Below are 20,762 nucleotides of genomic sequence, written 5' to 3'. Positions count from 1 at the left end.
GGCTGACCGGATGACACTCACCGGTGACACCTTCACGAACCAGGGCACCACCCAGGCGAATGACCTGACACTGAATTACCGTCAGTTCACCAACAACGGCACGCTGCTGGGCAGCCGCCAGCTGACGGTAAACGCCGCGCAGGTGAACCAGTCCGTCGGCGGGAAGCTCTTCAGTGGCGGTGACCTGTTTGTGGGGGCGACCGGGCTTGATGCGCTGGGGCAAATCGTGGCGCTCGGCAACCTGACGCTGCAACTGGCTGATGCGTTTACCGGTAAAACTGCGCTGGCGGCGGGGAAAACCCTGAGTATCACCAGTAACGGTGCGATAGATAACCAGAGCGTGATGCAGGGCCAGGCGGTGAACCTGAGTGCGGGCGGGCAACTGACCAACAACGGGCAAATCACCACCGGCAGCGGCGCGAGTACGCTAAGCGGCAGCGCCATTGTGCTGAACGGCAACAGTTCGCTGCAGGGCGGCGGCGATGTGACGCTCGCGAGCCGGGGCAACATCACGGCGAACGGTTTTGCCGGAACGCTCGGCAGCCTGACGCTCAGCGCACCGGGCAGTATCGTGAACACTGCGCTGCTGTACGCGGCGAATAACCTGGCGCTGTACGCCGGCAGCATCACCAACCAGCGCGGCGATATGCTGGCGGGCAACAACCTGAGGCTGCAGCGCGACGCGGCGGGCAATGCCAACACCGAGGTGGTGAACACCTCTGGCAATATTGAGACCCGCAACGGTGATATCACCATTAATACCGGGCACCTGCTGAATCAGCGGGATGGGTTGAATGTCACTGGCTGGACGGAGCCAGCAACCCAGACAGGAGTTGGTAAAGATAAGTTATATTTGAGTATTCAGGATTTTCCGGTTGATGGCCTGACTATCAAAAAGTGGGAAACACACGAATATCACAACTGTACCTGCCAGATCGATGTCACATACTATAACTCGCAGTATGTTCCTGACGTTGACGAGCAAATCCAAAAAGTAGCTTCATCCATTGCGCATACTTCTGTCAGTGCCAGTGGTGGTGCAGGTAGCATCACCTCCGGGCGAGATATTTCTCTGTATGCCGACGTACTGGATAATCAGGCGAGTAATATTCTGGGTGCCCGTAATATCGCGTTATATGGCACTAATCTCAATAACCAGAGCTATCAGGATGGAACTGCTGCGACATATTTCACGTACAAATATTCGTACACGACGGATTCATCAAGGTCGACTAAGGAATACATCGCCCCATCGCGTAATGGTTATTTCCTTTACGAGTTAACCGGGCAGACAACCGAAGCGACAAATGGCCAGAACTACCGCGCCGTTATCCAGGCCGGTGGCAATGTCAGCGCAAACTTCAGCAGTAATATCAGCAACACCAGTACGACCGCAAATGCCGGTGGCGTCAGCGGCACCATCACCGCGCCGTCACTGAATACCCTGAGCAACCAGAGCATTGGCGGTAGCGTGGCAAAACAGACGCTTGCCGCAGGGCCGGTGACCGTCAACTCCCCGCAGTGGCAGGATCAACTGCACAACGCCCTGCAGCAGATTAACGGCGGCGGCGCACTGGATAATGCCAGCGCAAATGGAGCCGCGCTGGCAAACATCGGCAGCCAGCAGAAAGGCAGCGCCAGCCTTGGCAGCGCGGGCAGTCTGGCGAGCGCGGGCGTCACCAGTGCGGTGCTGAAAAACACCAGCACTGGCACACTCGACGCGCATCAGGGGAAATCCGTTGATACCAGCGCGTACCCGCTGCCGTCCGGCAACAGCGGCTACTTTGTGGTGTCGGCTAACCCGAAAAGCCCGTACCTCATCACCGTTAACCCGAAACTCGACGGGCTTGGCCAGCTTGATCCGGCGCTGTTTGGCGATCTGAACAAATTGCTCGGCGTCACGCCGTCTGCCGCCCCGCGTGAAACCAGCAGCACCTATACCGATGAGAAGCAGTTCCTCGGCTCGGCCTACATGCTGGATCGCATCAAACTCAACCCGGATCATGATTACCGCTTCCTCGGCGATGCGGCGTTTGACACGCGCTATGTGAGTAACGTCGTGCTCAACCAGACCGGTAACCGCTACCTGAACGGTATCGGCTCCGATCTGGACCAGATGCGTTACATGATGGATAACGCCGCTAACGCCCAGCAGTCGCTGGGGCTGCAGTTTGGTGTGGCGCTCAATGCCGATCAAATCGCCGCGCTCGACCACAGCATCCTGTGGTGGGAAAGCGCCACCATCAATGGCGAAACGGTGATGATCCCGAAAGTCTACCTGTCGCCGAAAGATGTCACGGTCAATAACGGCAGTGTGATTGCCGGGAACAATGTCAGCCTCGAAGGGGGCAATGTCACCAACACCGGCGGCACGCTGCTGGCGCGAAACAACCTCAGCGTGGAGAGCGCCGGGCAGATCACCAACAGCAACGATGCGCTGATGAAAGCGGGCGGCAATGTCAGTCTCAGTGCCATTGGCGATATCAGCAACCTCAGTTCCACCATCAGCGGCAAAACCGTGGCGCTGGAGAGTCTCGACGGCAGCATTAATAACGTCACGCTGGCCGATCAGTTCGCGCTGGATGCGAAAAGCAAATATGGCTCGGTCAGCCTCAAAGACACCACGCTTGGCAGTATCGCCAGCATTACCGCCAGCGATGGCCTGTCGCTGGCAGCGGGTAAAGATATCACCCTGACCGGCGCCACGCTGAAAGCGGGCGGCGATGTGCTGATGGATGCCGGTGGCAATATCGCCGTTAACGCGATCGAGAAAAATGACGCGTACAGCCAGTCCGGTTTTAATGCGGGTTATCTCCGTCAGACGGCCACCAGCCGCGAGCAGGTGTCGTATCAGGGAAGCGGTATCACGGCCGGTGGCAATCTTGCCATGCAGGCGGGCAACGACCTGACGCTCAGCGCCAGCGATGTCAGCGCCGGGAAAAACGCGAAGCTGTCGGCGGGCAACGATCTGAACCTCGACGCGCAGCAGACCCGCAATAACACCCGCAACGGCAAAAGCGAAAACCACAGCACCGGGCTTGATCGCACCACCGTCAGCGCGGGCAATAACCTGATACTCACCGCAGGCCAGGACATCAATTCACACGCCGCCGGGCTGGCGGCTGAACAACAGGTCGGCATGCAGGCGGGGCGCGATGTCAATCTGCTGGCCGAAGCCACCACTCAGGGCGACAGCTACAAAGCCAGCAAGAAAACGGTGATTAACGAGCAGGTGCGCCAGCAGGGCACCGAAATCGCCAGCGGCACGGGAACCACGATTATCGCCGGACGCGATATGAACGCCGAAGCGGCGCAGGTCAATGCGAAAGGCGATATCGGCGTGCAGGCCGGACGCGACGTCAACCTGACCACCGCCACCGAAAGCGATTATCACTACAAAGAAGAGACCAAAACCAAAAGCGGCTTCCTCAGTAAAACCAAAACGCACACCATCTCCGAGCAGAGCGCCACGCGGGAAGCTGGCACGCTGCTGAGCGGCGATAACGTGACGGTGAAATCCGGCCATGACCTGCTGGTGAAAGGTTCATCCGTGGTGGGCGATGGCGATGTGGCGCTCAGTGCGGCGCATAACGTGGATATTACAGCCGCCACCAACACCGACTCGAACTGGCAGTTTAAGGAGAAGAAAAAGAGCGGCCTGATGAGCTCCGGTGGGATCGGTTTCACCATCGGTTCCAGCAAAACCAAACAGGATCTGAAAGAGAAAGGCACCACGCAGAGCCAGAGCATGAGCACCGTGGGCAGTAACGGCGGCGATGTCACTGTTACTGCTGGAAACCAACTGCATGTTGGCGGTTCCGACCTTATCGCCAAAAACGATCTCGCCCTGAGCGGCGACAGCGTGGTGGTCGATCCGGGTCACGACAAACGCACCACCGATCAGAAATTCGAGCAGAAAAGCAGTGGGCTGACGCTGGCGCTCTCCGGCGCGGTGGGCGATGTGGTGAATACGGCTGCCTCCACGGCGATGGCGGCAAAAGATCAGAGCGACGGTCGCCTCGCGGCATTGCAGGGCACCAAAGCGGTGCTCTCCGGGATTCAGGCCTCGCAGGCTTCACGTCTGGCGGCGGCGAAATCCGGCTCTGATGATGCAACCAAGAACGGCTCCTTTGGCGTGATGGTTTCTATCGGCGGGCAGTCGTCGAAATCCACGTCGCATTCCGAGCAGGACACCACCACCGGCAGCACGCTTAATGCAGGTAACGATCTCACCATCTCCGCCACCGGCAAAGGCAATGCCGCCAACAGCGGTGATATTACGATTGCGGGCAGCCAGCTGAAAGCCGGAAAAGATCTCACGCTGGACGCGGCACGGGACATCACCCTGACGGGCGCGGTGGATACGCAGAAAACCACCGGCAGCAACTCCAGCAAGGGTGGCTCGATTGGTGTCGGGATTGTCGCTGGTAAAGATGGTGCCGGGTTTATGGTGTCGGCCAGTGGGAACGCGTCGAAGGGGAACGAGAAAGGCAACGGTACAACATGGAATGAGACCACGCTGGATGCCGGGCAGAACGTCTCCCTGAAGAGCGGTCGCGATACGTTGCTGCAGGGTGCGCAGGTTAATGGCGATAAAGTCACAGCCGGGGTCGGGCGCGACCTGACGCTGAGCAGTCTGCAGGACAGCAATAACTACAACAGCAAACAGCAGAGCGTCAGCGCCGGGCTGAGTTACACCTTTGGTGGTGGTGGGCTGGGCGGCAGCTTCAGCTACAGTCGCGACAAAATGAAGAGCAATTACGACTCGGTGCAGGAGCAGACGGGGATCTTCGCGGGCAAGGGTGGCTTTGATGTCACGGTGGGCAACCACACGCAACTGGACGGCGCAGTGCTTGCCAGCCGGGCGGACGCCGACAAAAACCGGCTCGATACTGGCACGCTGGGCTTCGCTGATATCAACAACAAAGCGGATTTCAAAACGGAACACCAGGGTGCCGGGTTCAGCACCAGCGGCAGTATGGTCGGCAATGTGCTCGGGAATATGGCCAATGTCATGCTGGCGGGCATGAACGGTAAGGGGCACGCCGAAGGCACCACGCAGTCGGCGGTGGCCGACGGCACGATTGTGATCCGCGACAAGGCTGGCCAGCAGCAGGATGTCGCCACGCTGAGCCGCGATACCGAGCATGCCAACGGCAGCATCGACCCGATCTTCGACAAGGAAAAAGAGCAGCGGCGTCTGCAGACCGCACAGATGATCGGCGAGATCGGCACGCAGGTCGCGGATATTGTGCGGACAGAAGGGAATATTACAGCGACGAAAAAAGCCAACGAACGAATGGCAACAGCGACGGATGGCGACCGTGTCGCAGCTATCAAAGAGCTGGAGAAGGACAAAAAAGAGGTCACGGATAAAACCATCCAGGACCAGATGTATCAGACGTTCTATAACGATGAATTTACCAAATCGGGTATGGGGACAGGGCAAAGCACCCAACGTGCGATCACGGCAGCAACGGCGGTCATGCAGGCGCTGGCTGGCGGAGATATTAAAGCCGCGATAGCTGGAGGTGCCGCGCCATATATTGCCAATGCTATCGCCAGTGCGATCCCGGAAAAGGATATTAAGGGACGAGTGCTGGCTCATGCAGTTGTGAACGCCGCACTTGCTGCGGCAATAGGTAAAGACGCGGCCTCAGCAGCGACCGGAGCTGCGGTGGGCGAGCTTGCCGGTAGGATCGCGAAGGATGGTTTTGGTAAAAACACATCTGAACTGAGTGAGGAAGAGAAACAAACAGTGTCAGCGCTGGCGACACTGGCTTCGGGGCTTGCTGGCGGACTGGTGGGAGATAACAGTGCGAGTGTGATAACTGCGGCACAAGCGGGTAAGACAACTGTTGAGAATAATGTGCTGAGTACCAATCAACTGAGTGGGTTTGCCGAGAGAGCCAGAACCTGCCAGGGAGCTAGTTGCGAAGCCGTTATTAGAGACATGATCACGCTCAATGCAGAGCAGCAGGTCGATATAGCAACCCTTTGCACAACGGCTCCAAAGCAATGCAAGGAGAAGTTTGGCTATCTGGTTGAGCAGTGGCCAGCATTCGACGCAATGATCAAACATATGGCTGCGGATGGCACGTTACCCGATGATTTCAGGGATGCTCTGACACCTATGTATGCCCAAGGCATTGAAGCCCAGGGCATTTTAGCGAATTCTGGCTGGACTGAACGGTTTGAAGCCATGGGGGCTAATAAGGAAGTTGCACAGGCCATGGCGGCGACTCTGCCATTGTTAATTGGCGGGGCTAAAGGCGCTAGAGGTTCGAAAAACCCAACAACGGGTAATAGTTCGGCAACTCCTGAAGTTACAACCCCCGGGGGCGTTGGCGCAACGGTGAATTCTGCGAAGCCTGTATGGTTGCAGGATCTTCAGGCTGGTAATAAGTTTAACTTAGAGCAGTATAAAAATTATCCATACAAAGAACTGTATGTGAACAAACCCAACGGAAACGGTTATTATCGTCTAGATTCGTATAACCCAACTACAGGTGAGATAGTGTCACGTAAGTTCACACAATTTGCTGATATCAAAGAGGCGACGGCGACCAGTTACATTCGGGAAGCTGTGAATAAGTATCCTGTAGGCGCGACCATTGCTAAAGTCCCATCAAGTGGGGCATTGGCTGGTGATACGCTGCGTGGGACTAATATTTTAGAAGTTCCTCCTCAGGTAAAACCCATTCCACAAGCGGTTTTGAACGCAGCAGATAAGGCTGGAGTGGTAATACGTGATACAAATGGGAAAGTTTATCAATGAAGCAAGATGTGTTTTATTGTAAATCATGGTTTAGGGCAAAAAACAAACCAATAGATATATGGTTAGAAAAGAAAGCATATAAAAAACATATTGCTGGTGAGTCTTATACCGCACTCATTGGTTCAGATTCTACACCATCATGTTTTATTGAAGTAATGAAAAACAAAGGATGGGTTGGGGTAAGTTTTCTAAATGAAAACTTACAAGAGTATTTGCTATATAATTTTAAAATAATTGATGACGATCGTTTGTTTTTATCAATGGCTATTTATCGAGAGTTTGCTGAGCGTGATGGAGAAGGTGCAGGTATATTGAATGTGTTGCATGGTACAACATATATTTTTAACGAAGATGGTAGCACTGTAGTAAGAGAAGAACAGTTCCATCCCTATAAACTAGAAGAGAGTCAAACAATGGTCGATGTGGCAGGGAATTATGATACATTCCCCGATTTTGGTGAGTATGATTCTTTGATCCGAAAGGAAAGGTAAGAAATCGCTACTCTTTAAAAGAATCTCAAATTATTATGGAGGTTTTTACTATTATCCAGGTGGGCTTTCCCGGCTTGATAAATTACAGTTTTAACGTATGCATCTCTGCCCATTCTGAATCGCCATTGGTTTAACAGACACCTCAGTGTCATTTCAGATGACTTAAAGAGAGGTGTCTGTGAGCAGTAAACGTTACTCCGAAGAGTTTAAAGTTGAATCGATAAAGTCGGTTGTTGATCGCGGCTAAGCCATTGCACCCGTCTTGAAAGGATGTTTTTTAAAAGTATCTCCATAAGCAATACGTCAAAACGATCCCATCAGGTTTTGCTTTAGGTGAACATAGAGAAAAAATGAATGGTTTGCCTGCTCAGAGACTTTTTTCATTGGGCCTTCTGATAAAGCAACACTATGCCAGAAAATATTTATGATTGGGAATGAATCCGAAAATTTATCATTATCATTTCCAAAAATGGAGTTAAGAAATAATGTTTATTGAAAGTAGTCCTGATGAATTAGAGCTTCTGGCTTTTTTTGAGAGTACTCCTGTTTGCTTGGATAAAGATGCTGGTAGCTTTTTATATGAATATAGTGACGGCTATGGCTGTTGCGTTAAATTTTCATACAGTATCATTGCCGGTTGGATTCAATATAATCTTAGAAGTGGTCAGCACGAAAATGCCCACAGCTATATTGAGGGCGTGAGCTCATTTTCGATAAGAAATGACAAATCGGGAGAGTATTTATATGTTGAAAGCCACCATGGAGAATTTCTTACCAGAATAGAAATGCGTATAAGGCCCCATGTGGTAGTCAACAGTAGTGTGCTAATTATGTGACTTGAAATAAGTCACAATAAATAATGAGTAAACGTAGATACTGTTATGCCATGCAAGAGTGGAAAGCGAAACCAATATTATTAATGGTTCGAAAGTGTCTGGATTATCCCATGGCAATTCACTGACTCTTCAAATATATATTCCAGTCTTCAAGGGAACTATCACTATATTTACTTACCAAATAAACAGCGAGAGACCAATAAGAGGGGGCTTTATAATACTCTGAGAGTGACCCTGACCCAAAATCCCTCTCTCTGCATTTCACCACCACCACATCGTAACGCCGTTAAATGTGTCCAGTTTCCCCGTCATTTTCCCTACACAGAACCGGCATACAGTAGCGCGATCTGTCATGAGGAAAACCACCGATGAAGCTCGTAAAACTCGCCGAAACCTGGATAGACCCCAGCGTGCGCATACGCGAATGCAAAATTGGCCAGCAGTGTGAAGTGCTGGCCAACAGCCTGATGGAATACGCCTCGCTGGGGGATTTCTCCTATCTGGGGGAATATTGCACCGTCGCCGATGCGCAGATCGGTAAATTTGTGGCGATTGCCAACAACGTGCGTATCGGCGCGCCCAATCATCCGATGGAGCGCCCGTCCCAACATCGCATCACCTATTGCCCGGAGTACTACTCTGCCAGCGCCACGCGCGATCACGACTTTTTTGTGCGCCGCCGTGGCGACAGCGTCATCATTGGCAATGATGTTTGGATCGGCCATGCGGCCATTGTGTTACCTGGCGTCACCGTGGGTGACGGCGCGGTGATCGCCGCCGGTGCGGTGGTGAGTAAAAATGTCCCTCCTTACACCATCGTCGGCGGCGTCCCGGCAAAAACAATCCGCTTGCGCTTCTCGCCGCACATCGGCCATCGGTTGCAGCAGATTGCCTGGTGGGACTGGCCGCTGGAAACCATCATCGAGCGGCTGGCTGATTTTCAGGATGGGCACATCGAAGCATTTTGCGAGAAGTGGAGTAAGCCGTAACTGCGCTAACGGTGCTCTCGTGCGCAGAGTGCGATCAATATTCCCGCCACTGCTGCGCCGCACAGCAGATGAAACACGGTTGACCACGCGGTTAAATCCGGCTTCGCGCCCAGCAGCACGGAAATGATCGCGAGCATCATCGCCCCGGCGATGTACTGGCTGGTAATCATCAGTGCACTGGCGCGACCCTGCTGGTGCGCTGGCACTGCCGTTAGTCCCACGGCAAACATTGCTGGGTAAATCAGGCCGTGGCCAATACCGCTCAGTGCAATGCCGAGCATAAACGCGGGTGAGAGCGGCGCTTCCAGCGAAATGGCAAGCAGCCACAGGCCAAGCGCAGCGCTGGCAAATCCCGCCATCAGCACTTTTGCGCTGGCATAACGCGCTGTTAGCCGGGTGTAGAGTGCGTTGCCCGTGACAATCAGCAGCGCCAGCGGCGTAAACAGCAGACCGGTGGTGACGGCATCGAGCTGTAATGTCTGTTGCCACAACAGTGTCATGGTGTAGAACTGGCTACCGACGCTCGCCATATAACAGGCGCTGCTCAGCCAGCCACTTTGTAAGCCTGGCAGATTGCGCAAGGCGCGTGATAACAGCGGTTGCGGGGCAAAGCGTTCATGCAAAATAAACAGCAGCAACATCGCCGCCGCCAACCGGTTGGCGACAAAATCTGCTGCGCCCGTTTCGCCATAGCGCATTAACGCCCATACCAGCGCGCCGGCGGCCGTGCAGCCAACCAGCGCGCCAATGCCGGAGCGTTGCGTTTCACTTTGCGGGATCAGATGTTGAAAATCGCGCTTCACCCACCACAGCGCCAGCAAGCCTGGCGGCAGGTTGATAAAGAAGATTGCCCGCCAGCTTAGCGTTGTCAGTACGCCGCCGAGCGCCACGCCTGCCACCAGCCCGAATGCGCCAATCGCGCTCCAGATTGCCAGTGCGCGGTGGTGCGACTCTCCGTGAAAGCGCTGCCCGATCAGCGCCAGCACTGCCGGTTGCAGCAGCGCGGCGGCGATGCCTTGCCCGGCGCGGGCAATCAGCAACAGTTCGCCACTGTGTGCCAGCCCGCCGAGGGTGGATGCCAGTAAAAACAGCGTCATACCGATGCTGAAAATGCGCCGTGCGCCAAAGCGATCGCACAGGTTTCCGCCGAGCAACAGCAGCGCGGCGAAGGTCAGGCCGTATAGCGACACCACCCACTGCATCGCGCTAAGCGAGAGCTGTAAATCGTGCGCCAGCGTCGGCAGTGCAACGTAGACAATGGCGTAATCCAGCGCGATCAGCGCCTGGGCGATGCCGGGGGCCAGTAGCGCAACATAGCGCGTTGAAGTGCGCGCAGTCAGTGTGTTGAGTTGCGTCATGAGGTTTTCCTGTTAATCTGCGAAAGATGAATAGCATTCATGGTTATTCCCGTTGAATAACAGGCTACGCTCTGCTTTGTAGGTCAGGTAAAGTCATATTTTTCAGCAAAAGATGAGTTAAATTCAGCTATGCGTACACGCCGTTTACCGCCACTTTCCGCTATTCGCGCTTTTGATGCCGTTGCCCGCCATGCCAGTTTTAAAGCGGCGGCGGAAGAGATTGGCGTGACGCCAACGGCAATCAGTCATCAGATCCGTGTGCTGGAAGCGTCTTTGAATCAACGGCTGTTTAACCGTTCGGCGCGCAGTGTCACGTTAACGGCTGCCGGAGAGATCCTGTTTCGCGCGTCGGGAAATATGTTTGCCACGCTACGCGAAGCGGTGGACGCCATCGACAGCGCCAGTCAGCCGGGAGCTTTGACCTTAAGCACCACCTCCAACTTCCTGACCAACTGGCTGGTGCCGCGCCTTCCTTCACTGCATCAACAGCATCCTGAACTGGAACTGCGTCTGCACAGCAGCACCGACTTGGTGGATGTGCGCGGTGCAATGGCAGACTGCGCGATCCGTTACAGCATGCAGGCCGATGACACGCTGGATAACACGTTGTTGTATCGCGATCGCTTTGTATTGGTTGCCAGCCCGCAACTTGCGCTGAAGCGCCCGCAAGATCTGGTGGGTTTAACGCTGTTTCATATCGAAAACCGCCATGTACCGACGCCGGAACCGGACTGGAAGCACTGGCAAGCGGCGTTTGGCCCGGTAGATTTACCGGTGCAATCCGGCATTCGATTTGATGATGAGACGCACGCGATTCAGGCGGCGATAGCCGGACAGGGCGTGCTGCTCGCCAGCGAGTTGCTGATCCAGAATGCGCTGGCGCAGAAGCTGCTGCGCGCCGCGTTACCCGGCAAATTACCCGGCGGGAATTATTACTTTGTGACCAGCCGCGAGAAAGCGGAGCGGCAAGATGTGCAGCAGTTTAAACAGTGGTTGCAGGGGGAGTTTGCTGCCTTGAGCATTTCGACAGAACGTTAAAAAGATGCTGTAAACACCTATAAAAAAAGCCAGGTTTCCCTGGCTTTCGCTTATTTAATTACTGGAAAACTCAGTTAAACCGGCGAGCGATATCCGCGACGCGTTGGCCGAATTTCACTGCGGTATCCAGATCGCCAGAGGCGATTTGGTCTGCGCCCGCGTCGGATGGAGACTGCACCAGCAGACCAACGGAGCCGCCGAGGTTGTTGATGTCCTGGCGTGTTGCGGCCAGTGTGTTAGCGGGCAGCAGACCGAGGCTTACCCAGATGCCGCCGTGCTGTGAGGCCAGCGTTTGCAGGTATTGCAGCGACACTTGTTTGTCGCCGTTCAGGCTGGCGCTGTTGCTAAAACCGGCGAAAACTTTGTCCTGCCAGGCGCGGGTGAACCATGCTTTTGAGCTGGCGTCGGCGAATTTTTTAAATTGCCACGGCACGCTGCCCATATAGGTTGGTGCGCCGAAAATGATCGCTTTTGCGTCATTCAGCACCTGCCAGTCGCTCTCCTGAATATCGCCTTTGTTATCAATGACGATAAGCTGTGCGTTGGCGCCTTCGGCCACTTTTTCCGCCACCGCTTTGGTATGGCCGTAGCCGGAATAATAGATCACAACAGTAGACATAGTTTTCCCCTATCGAAGAGAGATGTCGTGCAAACCAATTTGCACGATCGCCATTATTTTTCTTTCCCGGCAAACAGGGTGTATTTCCCCGCGCCCAGAAACATAATGCTTAAACCACCCAGGAAATAGAGCGCTTCGCTTTCCAGGCCCCATGCGCCAACATCGGTCAGGGTAAAGAATTTCCCCATGCCGACCAGCAACGTGGCGACCAGAATATTGAAGGCGTAAATAAATGCCGCCTGGCGAGTAAACAGACCAATAATAATCAGCACTGGCGTAATGATTTCGCCAATGAATACGCCGTAAGCAATAAAGCCCGGCAAGCCCTGCGCCACCAGCATGCCGGAAATCCAGCCGATGCCATGTTGCACTTTAGCCACGCCGTGGAACAGCATCAGCACACCAAATGTCAGGCGTAACAGCAGCTTGCCAAATTCCGGGTGTGTGGTGAGACTGAGAAATGCATTGTTCAGCCGAGTAATCATCCTTTTATCCCTTAACTATTTCGCAGGAGACCTTTTGCCATTTCTGGCACCTTGGTATCAAATAGAAACTTAGGCTTTGAGTTATACACATCCCGTTCCGGTTGCGGAAGAAGGCACCCAAAGGGCACTACGTTTCCTCAAGGAAACCTACTACGAGAGTTTGTCGTTATGATTAAGCCGTCCATTCCTTACGATATCTACGATAACCGCTGCCCGACGCGCGATATGCTGGCGCGACTGGCGGACAAATGGGCGCTGCTGGTGCTGGCGCGGCTGGAAAATGGCCCAGTGCGCTTTAATGGCCTGAAACGCGATATCCGCATGATCACCCAAAAGGTGTTAACCCAGACGCTGCGTAAACTTGAGCGTGACGGCATTATCGCCCGTCAGGTGTTTTACACCGTGCCGGTGTCGGTAGAATACAGCCTGACGCCGCTTGGCCGGACGCTGACAGAAACCGTTTCCGTGCTAACGCACTGGGTGGAGCACAATATGGATGCGGTGGTGGCCGCGCAGATGGCGTATGACGAGGCGAAGCAGGCCAAAATAAAAGAACCCACCGCGTAGGGTAGGTTCCTGGGGCTTATTGCAGATGGGTACGCAGTTCGTGAGCGGCCTGCGATAACGCGGTGCGCACAGTTGGCTCTTCACTCAACGCGTTTAGCAGACCGTAGTCGTGGATCATGCCGTTATAGCGGGTGACCGTCACCGGCACGCCTGCGGCATCCAGCTTACGACCAAACGCTTCACCTTCATCGCGCAGCACATCCAGCTCGGCGGTTTGAATCAGCGTTGGCGGCAAGCCTTTCAACTGTGCGCTGCTGGCTTCCAGCGGGGAAGCGAGGATGTTGCGGCGGTCGCTCTCTTTGGTGGTGTAGTTGTCCCAGAACCATTTCATCATGTTTTTGCTGAGGAAATAGCCGTTGGAAAACTGGTTATAGGAGCCGGTTTCAAAGCGCGCATCGGTGACTGGCCAGAACATCACCTGGTAACGAATCGCTGGTGTGTGGCGCTCTTTGGCCTGCAAGGCAACGGCGGCGACCATATTGCCGCCCACGCTGTTACCGGCCAGCGCCAGGCGTGAACCATCAACGCCAATTTCTTTGCCGTGCTCGGCAACCCAGCGGGTCGCTTCATACGCCTGATTAATCGCCACCGGAAAGTGCGCTTCCGGCGATGGCGTGTAGTTGACAAACACCGCCGCCGCGCCGGATCCATTCACCAGATCGCGCACCAAACGTTCATGAGTTGGATAGTCGCCCAGCACCCAGCCACCGCCGTGGAAGAACATAAACACCGGCAAGGTTCCGGTTGCACCTTGTGGTTTTACGATAGTCAGTTTCAGCGGCTGGCCGTTAACGGTGATAGTTTTTTCTGAGACATCGGCTGGAGGCAGTTTCGCGCCCTGCTGTGCGCCAATCAGCACCTGGCGGGCATCGTGCGGGGAAAGTTGTTCAATCGGTTTACCGCCGCTGCTGTTCAGCGCGGAAAGAAATTTTGCTACACCCGCTGTCGGTGTTGGCGCATCGGCGGCCCAGGCGGTGGAAACGCTGGAGGCAACTAAACTCATGGCAATCAGTAATGAACGTGACATCTTATCTCCCTTGCGATTGTATCGCGCGCTATTTAGTTGGTTGTGCTAGAGGCCGTTGTGTTCGGCTGTGAAGTGCAATTTAAATAGTGCGCTATTTTATTTCAAGCTAAATTTATAAAATTAATGTGCAACTGCGTTTTACTGATTGATTTTATAAAGATTAAATTTGCAGGCAGACCCGTGTAAGACGTTGAGGATCGCCCGCCTGCCTGTAAAGTACCAAAGATGAGGATTTCACGGATCCGGTAAAAAGAGGATAATAACTGCCTGTTTTTCCTTAAATAAAATTTTAATGAATCTTCAGCGTTTTATTACGGAATATGACGAGTCACTCAGCGGTGAATTGAATATTGACCCTCTTGGTCAATTAATTGTCTGGTCCTCTTTCGGGCAGCAGATTTTTCGCAACCGTATTAGTTCAGTAGCCAATGATGTTCGTCACTACACACTCAATCTGCTTCACCATTATGTTATTCGCAGCGTTCTCAGTGATGATAAAACGCAGCTCGGCGAGGCATTACAAAAAATCTATGGCGGCAAAAACGATGTGAAACTGACGCACGCCTGTTTGATTTTCTTAGAGAATATTTACACCTTGTCGATGTGCGATAGCCAGAGCAAAAAAGGTGTCGTCACCACCGGCGTGCTGGGCATCGTTAAAGCCCGCGACAAATTCGCGAAATCCGATAATAACCCGCGGCTTATTTTCGGCCACGGATCGGACAGCCAACTGCTGACCCAGCAATTATTTCTCGGCACCAACGGGCGTTATAAAACGCCGATGATGAATATGCATTTCTTCGATCAAAAATATCATTATCAGTTGGCAGAAGGCATATCCGCATGGCAACAGGCCGGGCACTTTATTTTACAAACACCGCAGCTAAAAACGCTTTTTCGCCTGTTATGCGCCTGTCTGAAAACGCAGCTTGGCGTGCGGCTTCAGCAAGGGCTCACGCTGCGCTTTGCCGATATTGATAACAAAATTACCCGCGCGTATGTGCAGGCATTTCGCTCGTCGCAATATGTTGGCCGTTACGCCAAAGATTTCTGGCTGGCGATGACCCGTTTACGCGAAGGCGCTTCCGGCGCGCTGTATACCACCCTTGAACAGGCGCCGGAAAAGCTGCCTGCGGCAGATATTTATCACCGGGCGCTGCGTCTTAGCCATAACGACGCCGATCGCCAGTTGTTGCGCCATATCGTGCATGTTGAACCTTATCTGGCGGCGATTGATCTGTTATTTGCCGGGATATTGCAGCGTAAAAAACAGACATTAGAGGATATTCGCCAGTTCTGGGCGCAGCGCGGGCAGGACGATGAAACGCTGCCGAAACGAGCTGAACAGGTGATAAACGATAAGACGCTGCTGCCTGCGCTTTCCGGTACGGCGCATACCCGCCTTGAACGGTTGCTGAATGTCGCACAAGCCCCTTCTGTTGCTGCGCAAACCATTGAATTACTGAAATATCATGAATACGTGATGCAAAGCCGCGGGCAGTTACCGTGGATAACGCTTACTGGTGAAACACTAACGTTGCAGGTTCCTGTGCGCACACTGCGCGCCGATTGCCAGAATGACGGCTGGGTTAACGATTATTACATCCCGCAGTTCCGCCATATGCTGCAAGGATTGTGGGGAGTCGAACAGTGAAGTTAATCAGCGAATTCAAAGCGCAACTGGCCACGCTTGGCGAGATAAAACGGGTCTGGCTGACCAGCTTTAATATCAATATTGGTTTTATCGAAACGCACCTGCTGCCGGCGGTGCTGGGCATGGAAGAGCCGCCAAAAAACCGCAGCGAATTTGAACGCCTGCAATTCGATCTCACCCGCAAAAAGATCGATTTCCGCATCTACTGCGACAAGCGTCTGATAACCCAGGAGCAGCACAAGCGCACGTCGATCACCATTCTGCCGGTTTCCGTGCGCCAAATTGCTCCGCATCTGGATGCCCAAAACAGCCTTTTTCACCCCAAAGTGATTTATCTCGAGGATGTGCACGGCAACATGATCCTGGGCGCGGGCAGCGCGAACCTGACGCTCAGCGGCTGGGGGCGAAACCAGGAAGCGGTGGATTTTCGCCGCGTCAGCACCAACAAGCAGTATCAGCAGATTAAGTCCTTTTTTACGCAGGTAGACCCGAACATGGCTGTCGATGACGCGTTCCCGGTGCGGCGGAAATTTTCCCATGACGATCCTGACTGGGATTTTATTCATTCCCTTTCCGGTAAAACGCTGCTGAAAGCGCTGGCGAACGGCGACACCATCAAAAAGCTCTCCGTCTGGTCGCCTTACCTGGCGGCAGATTTAGCGGGTTTTATCGGCTCTTTATCCCATGCTTTTGGTAACCCGGCGCTGCGCGTCGATCTGGTGCCCGATCTGGCGCACGGGCGGTTTTTGCGCACACCAGGCGGGGAAGGTACGGATGTATTGCGCCAATCCGGTCAGTTACGCCTGTGTAAAAATCCCGTGGAGCGTGATGAGCGCTCGGAACTCACTCACGCCAAAGTCTGGCTGGCGACGGGGAAAAGCTCAGCAACACTGGCGATCGGCTCGTGGAATTTCACCGCGCCGGGCTGTAGCAGCGTCAACGTGGATAACACAGACGAGACGCACTGGAACATTGAAGCGGGTATTGTGCATCGCGTCTCGCCGAAAACAAAAATCGTCGGCGCGGTGCTGGATGAAAAGGCATTCGCTTACGCCAGCGCCGAGTTGCTGGAAGCCGAGGGCTTGCACATTCCCGATCAGTTACCCTTTGATTTACAGGTGCAATTTGACTGGCGCTCGGGCAAATACACCGTATCCGGCGAATGGTTTGACGGCAAACCCACCGCGCAGTATGCGCTTCGCTTGCCGGGCATCGCGCAGGTGATTCCGCTGGGCTGGCGTGGTAAGTCGCTGATTGCGCTGCGCGATCTCGTCGCCGAACAGCCGGATGAGGTGTTAACCCAGCACTTTTACACCGTCATCCGCCCCGGTGAGGCGGACTGGCAAGGCGTTATTCACGAAGTGGGACAGGCGTTCCGCCGGGTGAACGGTTTTGACACGCTGCACGATCTTCTCAATAGCTATATCAGTGATGTCGATCCGCAGGACAACGACGCGGTGCAACTGCGTGAAACGCTGCGCGATGGCGATTCGGCAGAAGATGCGCCGCCGGAGGAAAAGCCGCCGATACAGACCAGCGCCACCAGCTATTTCCGCCTTTTCTACGCGCTGGAAAAACGCCGCGAACAACTCGAAACCCTGAACGATGATGCCTCGCTGCACTACTGGTTGTTCACGTGCCCTGGCTGTTTGCTCGAGCTGGTGGAAAAAGTGCGCGAAAACCTCGCCGCGCAACCGGGAACGCTGTTTGGCTGGTTTATGGCCCACGAGGTGCAAAGCCTTTGCCAACTGGCGAAAAAACGCTACCGCAAAAAGAGCCTCGCCGCCCACGCGTGGCCGAAGCTTGTCATCGACATTCCGCCATTACCGGTAAAGGGAAAACAGCGCCAGCAGTACCTCGATGCGATAAAGCAAAGGTGTGGATATGAAGCCTGATAACTGGAAAGCCATTACCCCGCAGGCGGTGGCGGAAAAGATGAGTTTTGACGCGTCGCAAGACGACTGGCAATACAATGCCCAGGAAGCTTCTATGGCCGCACGTCAGGCCGAAGGTGTCGCCGGGCTGTGGAATATCCTCGCAAAACGCCAGCTGGCGCTACTTGCTGATGAAGTGGGGATGGGCAAAACCTACCAGGCGATTGGCGTGGTGCTCCAGCTCTGGCATAAAAAGCCCGACGCGAAAATCCTTATCCTCGCGCCCAATAAAGACATTTGCCTGCACTGGAAAAGGGAATACAAAACCTTTTTGCAACATCACTATCGCGCTAAAAATCCGAAGATTTGCAATGTCCAAAGGGAGCCGGTGCATGAGGCGCGCATTTTCACAAGGCTCGCCGAGCTTCAAGCGGATCTCCGCGAATCACCGGGGAATTTTTACCTGACCACCATCCACTCGCTCAGCGGGCTGGTCCCGGCGGAGGAGAAAAATAGCAGCAATATGCAAGCATGCGCGGCGCATGAAGCCGCGAAAATCCATGCGCAAATTAAATCGATGCTGGGCGAGCAGGGGTTTGATCTCATCATCATTGATGAGGCGCACTACTTCCGTAACCGTGATGGCAAATCCCAGCGCGCGGCGGCGGCGAAGCGTTTTTTTGGCGAGGACGATAACCGCTTAGGGCAACGAACGTTGTTACTCACCGCGACACCGAATCACTCTTCCTCACGCAACGTCGCCGATATTTTGCGTTACTTCGTCGATCCTGACACGATTAGCCCCGACGGCGATGCGAAAACGCTGTTAAAAACCTTTGCCATTCGCCGCCTGCGACAAATGCAGGGAAAGGGCGTGACCAACAATAAATATAACTACCGCCATGAGCAGGCGACGGCGGCGGATTTTACCGACAACCCGGATGCGGAGCTCTTTTTCGCCCTCTACCAGCGCGAGCTGGTAAAGACGCTGGGCGCGAAAGGTGAGCGCCGCCAGTTCCAGTATGGCTATCTCGAAGGGTTTGAATCGACGGGCATTGTGGCGAAAGAGGACAACGAAAGCGGTGAAGAGAATTCGGACGATATGGCGAGAGACGCCTTTCATCAGGCGCCGGATAGCCGCTTGCTGGCGGAGCTGACGCAAGCGTTTCAGGATATCTACCACCGTTTTCCGGATCACCCGAAATATGGCGCGCTGGTTAAGCAGTGCGTGCCTGAGCAGTTGTTTACTGCGCCACGCCCGCTGTATCGCGATAAACATCTGGTGTTTGTGCGTCGCATCCCCTCGGTGCGAGAAATTACTCAGCGCATCAACGCCGAATATGACGAACTGATGGCGCAGGAGATAATCTCTGCGTGGGGCGTTGAATCGCCGGATGAGACGCTAAAAGCATGGCGCAAAAGCGGCTGGTCGCGTAAGTATTTCAATCGCTTAACCCAGGCGGCGCATGTGTTGCAAGAGGCGTCCGAGTTCCTGGATGACGAAGCCGAGAGTAACGAAGATGAGGAGAGCAACGAGCGCAAGCAAAGTGAGCTGAAGCTCTCATCGAAAATCGCCGATCTGTTTGTGGTGAAAAGAAGCGGTGAGAAGCGAACCGATTGCACCAACGTCAGCCAGCGTTTTCGTCGGGCTGAAAGCCTGTTTTCCCTGTTTCTGGAGCCTGCGGCGGATTATCGCTGTGCGCAATATGCCACCTATTACCGGCTCACCGATCGCCAGCGCGATAACTTTGGCGATGTGGCGCGCGACGTTCGCCTGCAAACGTGGCCTGCTGCGCAGCGTCTTGCGCGTAGCGAAAAGATGCAAGAGAACCGTTATGAGCAACCGCTGCAAACGGCCTGGGGGATGATGTTTCCGCTGCTGCCCGCGCATTGCCAGCAGCAGCTTCGCCACTGGCAGGCAAGCAATCCGGCGATTGTGGAAAACCTCGCTAACTACCTGAAAACGGGCTACGTCTTCGCCAGCCCGGTGATGATTGAGCTCTACTGCTGGTTTATCCGCTTTAGCCGCCAGAGCACCACCTCGGATGTGCAAAAGCGTTACCGCGATTTTACCGCCAGCATTGCCGCTAAACTGCCGGGATCGTTACTGCTGCGCTATTTTATCAATGGCATTGAAACCTTCGAGGCGATGTGTGAAAAAATCACCGATCACCCGTTGGCCGACTGGGAAACGCCGTGGCGGGAACTGACCAACCTCTCAAGCCCGGCGTGGTACGCCAGCGGTCAAACCGATAACCGGCAACGCTTGATCCTCGGGTTCAACAGCCCCTTTTATCCCAACGTGCTGGTGGCAACGTCTGTGTTCCAGGAAGGGGTGAACCTGCATTTGCAGTGCAACCAGGTGCATCACTACGGGATTGCCTGGACACCGGGCGACAACGAGCAGCGCGTGGGACGCGTCGATCGGCTGTTTGGTCGCGTCAACCACCTGCTAAAAGAGCACGGGACGACGGAACTGCGCATTCACTATCCTTACCTCGCGCAGTCGCTGGATCAGGATCAGCTCGCCGCATTCATCCAGCACAAACGGAATTTTGAAGCGAAGCTCGATGCCTGCGACTTTGATCAGTTCAGCCGGGATATCAATCTCAACGATGAAACTGGCGGTTGGGAGGCGGCGCTGCGCAAACCTCAGGCCGACCTTAAACCGGTCGATCCTTATCCGGCTGAATTTGCCGGGGCAACAGACCCGGCAAAGTAAGGGAGAGTTATCAGGCTCTGTCAGCCCAGGCGGGCATTGACGTCAGGTAGCGAACAGCGCGTTTACGCGCTTCTTCGTTGCCGACGTGCTGCCAGGAATCCAGATACTGCGCAAGGCCGGAAACGGCCTCATCCCAGGATTTCAACTGGCCTTCGCTGTCGGTACACCAGACACAATATTTATCGTTGGGGCCACGGGACTCCGGTGCGGATAGCGGCATTCCGCAGGAGTGGCAGTGGGGTTCAGGGTGAGACATGATGTGCTCCTTGTCAGTGAGTTGAACGATAAATATACAGAAACGCCTGGCGGGAAACTGTTCATCCG

At 54.4% G+C, this 20,762-nt stretch carries 13 protein-coding genes and 1 pseudogene; 9 read left to right on the top strand and 5 right to left on the bottom strand.

The annotated features are described in order from the left end of the window. The 4 genes and pseudogenes from E0L21_RS20745 to E0L21_RS20730 all read left to right on the top strand — a co-directional run. Positions 1-5,881 (top strand): annotated as a pseudogene (locus E0L21_RS20745) (hemagglutinin repeat-containing protein); the annotation flags it as partial. A gap of 893 nt (positions 5,882-6,774) precedes the next feature. Continuing rightward, a complete protein-coding gene (locus tag E0L21_RS20740) occupies positions 6,775-7,269 on the top strand; it encodes a lytic transglycosylase (protein ID WP_131412829.1) in 495 nt (164 codons plus the stop codon). A 485-nt stretch (positions 7,270-7,754) separates the two neighbouring features. Beyond that, entirely contained in the window at positions 7,755-8,105 is a 351-nt protein-coding gene (locus tag E0L21_RS20735) for a hypothetical protein (RefSeq protein ID WP_131412827.1), read from the top strand. A 368-nt stretch (positions 8,106-8,473) separates the two neighbouring features. Next, the gene (locus tag E0L21_RS20730; protein ID WP_131412825.1) at positions 8,474-9,094 is read left to right on the top strand and encodes a DapH/DapD/GlmU-related protein; all 621 of its coding nucleotides are present in this window, start codon (positions 8,474-8,476) and stop codon (positions 9,092-9,094) included. Positions 9,095-9,099: 5 nt separating this feature from the next. Here the strand turns inward: E0L21_RS20730 and E0L21_RS20725 are convergent, their stop codons facing one another. Beyond that, positions 9,100-10,452, bottom strand: coding sequence for an MFS transporter (locus E0L21_RS20725; protein ID WP_131412823.1), 1,353 nt, complete (start codon positions 10,450-10,452; stop codon positions 9,100-9,102). 129 nt (positions 10,453-10,581) lie between these two features. On the opposite strand from E0L21_RS20725, the gene E0L21_RS20720 reads away from it, so the two are divergent. Then, positions 10,582-11,490: a LysR substrate-binding domain-containing protein gene (locus E0L21_RS20720; RefSeq protein WP_131412821.1), complete on the top strand. Its 909-nt coding sequence runs from the start codon at positions 10,582-10,584 to the stop codon at positions 11,488-11,490. A gap of 70 nt (positions 11,491-11,560) precedes the next feature. On the opposite strand, the gene E0L21_RS20715 is transcribed toward E0L21_RS20720, so the two are convergent. Further along, positions 11,561-12,109: a flavodoxin family protein gene (locus E0L21_RS20715; RefSeq protein WP_131412819.1), complete on the bottom strand. Its 549-nt coding sequence runs from the start codon at positions 12,107-12,109 to the stop codon at positions 11,561-11,563. 53 nt (positions 12,110-12,162) lie between these two features. Further along, positions 12,163-12,594 (bottom strand): DoxX family protein, encoded by a 432-nt coding sequence (locus tag E0L21_RS20710; RefSeq protein WP_131412817.1) that lies wholly within the window; start codon positions 12,592-12,594, stop codon positions 12,163-12,165. 168 nt (positions 12,595-12,762) lie between these two features. Between E0L21_RS20710 and E0L21_RS20705 the strand changes: the two genes are divergently transcribed. Beyond that, positions 12,763-13,161, top strand: coding sequence for a winged helix-turn-helix transcriptional regulator (locus tag E0L21_RS20705; protein WP_131412815.1), 399 nt, complete (start codon positions 12,763-12,765; stop codon positions 13,159-13,161). 16 nt (positions 13,162-13,177) lie between these two features. On the opposite strand, the gene E0L21_RS20700 is transcribed toward E0L21_RS20705, so the two are convergent. Next, entirely contained in the window at positions 13,178-14,188 is a 1,011-nt protein-coding gene (locus E0L21_RS20700; RefSeq protein ID WP_131412813.1) for an alpha/beta hydrolase, read from the bottom strand. 292 nt (positions 14,189-14,480) lie between these two features. On the opposite strand from E0L21_RS20700, the gene E0L21_RS20695 reads away from it, so the two are divergent. The 3 genes from E0L21_RS20695 to E0L21_RS20685 are packed head-to-tail and all read left to right on the top strand — an operon-like array spanning position 14,481 to position 20,438. Further along, a complete protein-coding gene (locus tag E0L21_RS20695) occupies positions 14,481-15,842 on the top strand; it encodes a hypothetical protein (protein WP_131412811.1) in 1,362 nt (453 codons plus the stop codon). Next, positions 15,839-17,737, top strand: coding sequence for a phospholipase D-like domain-containing protein (locus E0L21_RS20690; protein ID WP_131412809.1), 1,899 nt, complete (start codon positions 15,839-15,841; stop codon positions 17,735-17,737). The genes E0L21_RS20695 and E0L21_RS20690 overlap by 4 nt, the downstream gene beginning before the upstream one ends. Then, the gene (locus E0L21_RS20685; protein WP_131412807.1) at positions 17,727-20,438 is read left to right on the top strand and encodes a DEAD/DEAH box helicase; all 2,712 of its coding nucleotides are present in this window, start codon (positions 17,727-17,729) and stop codon (positions 20,436-20,438) included. Before E0L21_RS20690 ends, E0L21_RS20685 begins: the two co-directional genes overlap by 11 nt. Positions 20,439-20,448: 10 nt before the next feature. Here the strand turns inward: E0L21_RS20685 and E0L21_RS20680 are convergent, their stop codons facing one another. Beyond that, positions 20,449-20,694, bottom strand: a complete 246-nt coding sequence (locus E0L21_RS20680; protein WP_131412805.1) for a zinc ribbon domain-containing protein — start codon at positions 20,692-20,694, stop codon at positions 20,449-20,451. Between the last annotated feature and the right edge of the window lie 68 nt (positions 20,695-20,762).

The organism is Kosakonia quasisacchari, from assembly GCF_004331415.1.
Lineage (GTDB): Bacteria > Pseudomonadota > Gammaproteobacteria > Enterobacterales > Enterobacteriaceae > Kosakonia > Kosakonia quasisacchari.
Note: the sequence above shows the minus strand (reverse complement) of the source record. Positions and strands in the feature narration are given on the sequence as shown.

Excerpts from the sequence above, each read along its gene's own strand:
- E0L21_RS20695 (WP_131412811.1), top strand. The coding sequence starts at position 14,481 with ATGAATCTTCAGCGTTTTATTACGGAATATGACGAGTCACTCAGCGGT.
- E0L21_RS20730 (WP_131412825.1), top strand. The coding sequence starts at position 8,474 with ATGAAGCTCGTAAAACTCGCCGAAACCTGGATAGACCCCAGCGTGCGC.
- E0L21_RS20725 (WP_131412823.1), bottom strand. The coding sequence starts at position 10,452 with ATGACGCAACTCAACACACTGACTGCGCGCACTTCAACGCGCTATGTT.
- E0L21_RS20680 (WP_131412805.1), bottom strand. The coding sequence starts at position 20,694 with ATGTCTCACCCTGAACCCCACTGCCACTCCTGCGGAATGCCGCTATCC.
- E0L21_RS20685 (WP_131412807.1), top strand. The coding sequence starts at position 17,727 with ATGAAGCCTGATAACTGGAAAGCCATTACCCCGCAGGCGGTGGCGGAA.
- E0L21_RS20700 (WP_131412813.1), bottom strand. The coding sequence starts at position 14,188 with ATGTCACGTTCATTACTGATTGCCATGAGTTTAGTTGCCTCCAGCGTT.
- E0L21_RS20705 (WP_131412815.1), top strand. The coding sequence starts at position 12,763 with ATGATTAAGCCGTCCATTCCTTACGATATCTACGATAACCGCTGCCCG.
- E0L21_RS20735 (WP_131412827.1), top strand. The coding sequence starts at position 7,755 with ATGTTTATTGAAAGTAGTCCTGATGAATTAGAGCTTCTGGCTTTTTTT.
- E0L21_RS20715 (WP_131412819.1), bottom strand. The coding sequence starts at position 12,109 with ATGTCTACTGTTGTGATCTATTATTCCGGCTACGGCCATACCAAAGCG.
- E0L21_RS20710 (WP_131412817.1), bottom strand. The coding sequence starts at position 12,594 with ATGATTACTCGGCTGAACAATGCATTTCTCAGTCTCACCACACACCCG.
- E0L21_RS20720 (WP_131412821.1), top strand. The coding sequence starts at position 10,582 with ATGCGTACACGCCGTTTACCGCCACTTTCCGCTATTCGCGCTTTTGAT.
- E0L21_RS20740 (WP_131412829.1), top strand. The coding sequence starts at position 6,775 with ATGAAGCAAGATGTGTTTTATTGTAAATCATGGTTTAGGGCAAAAAAC.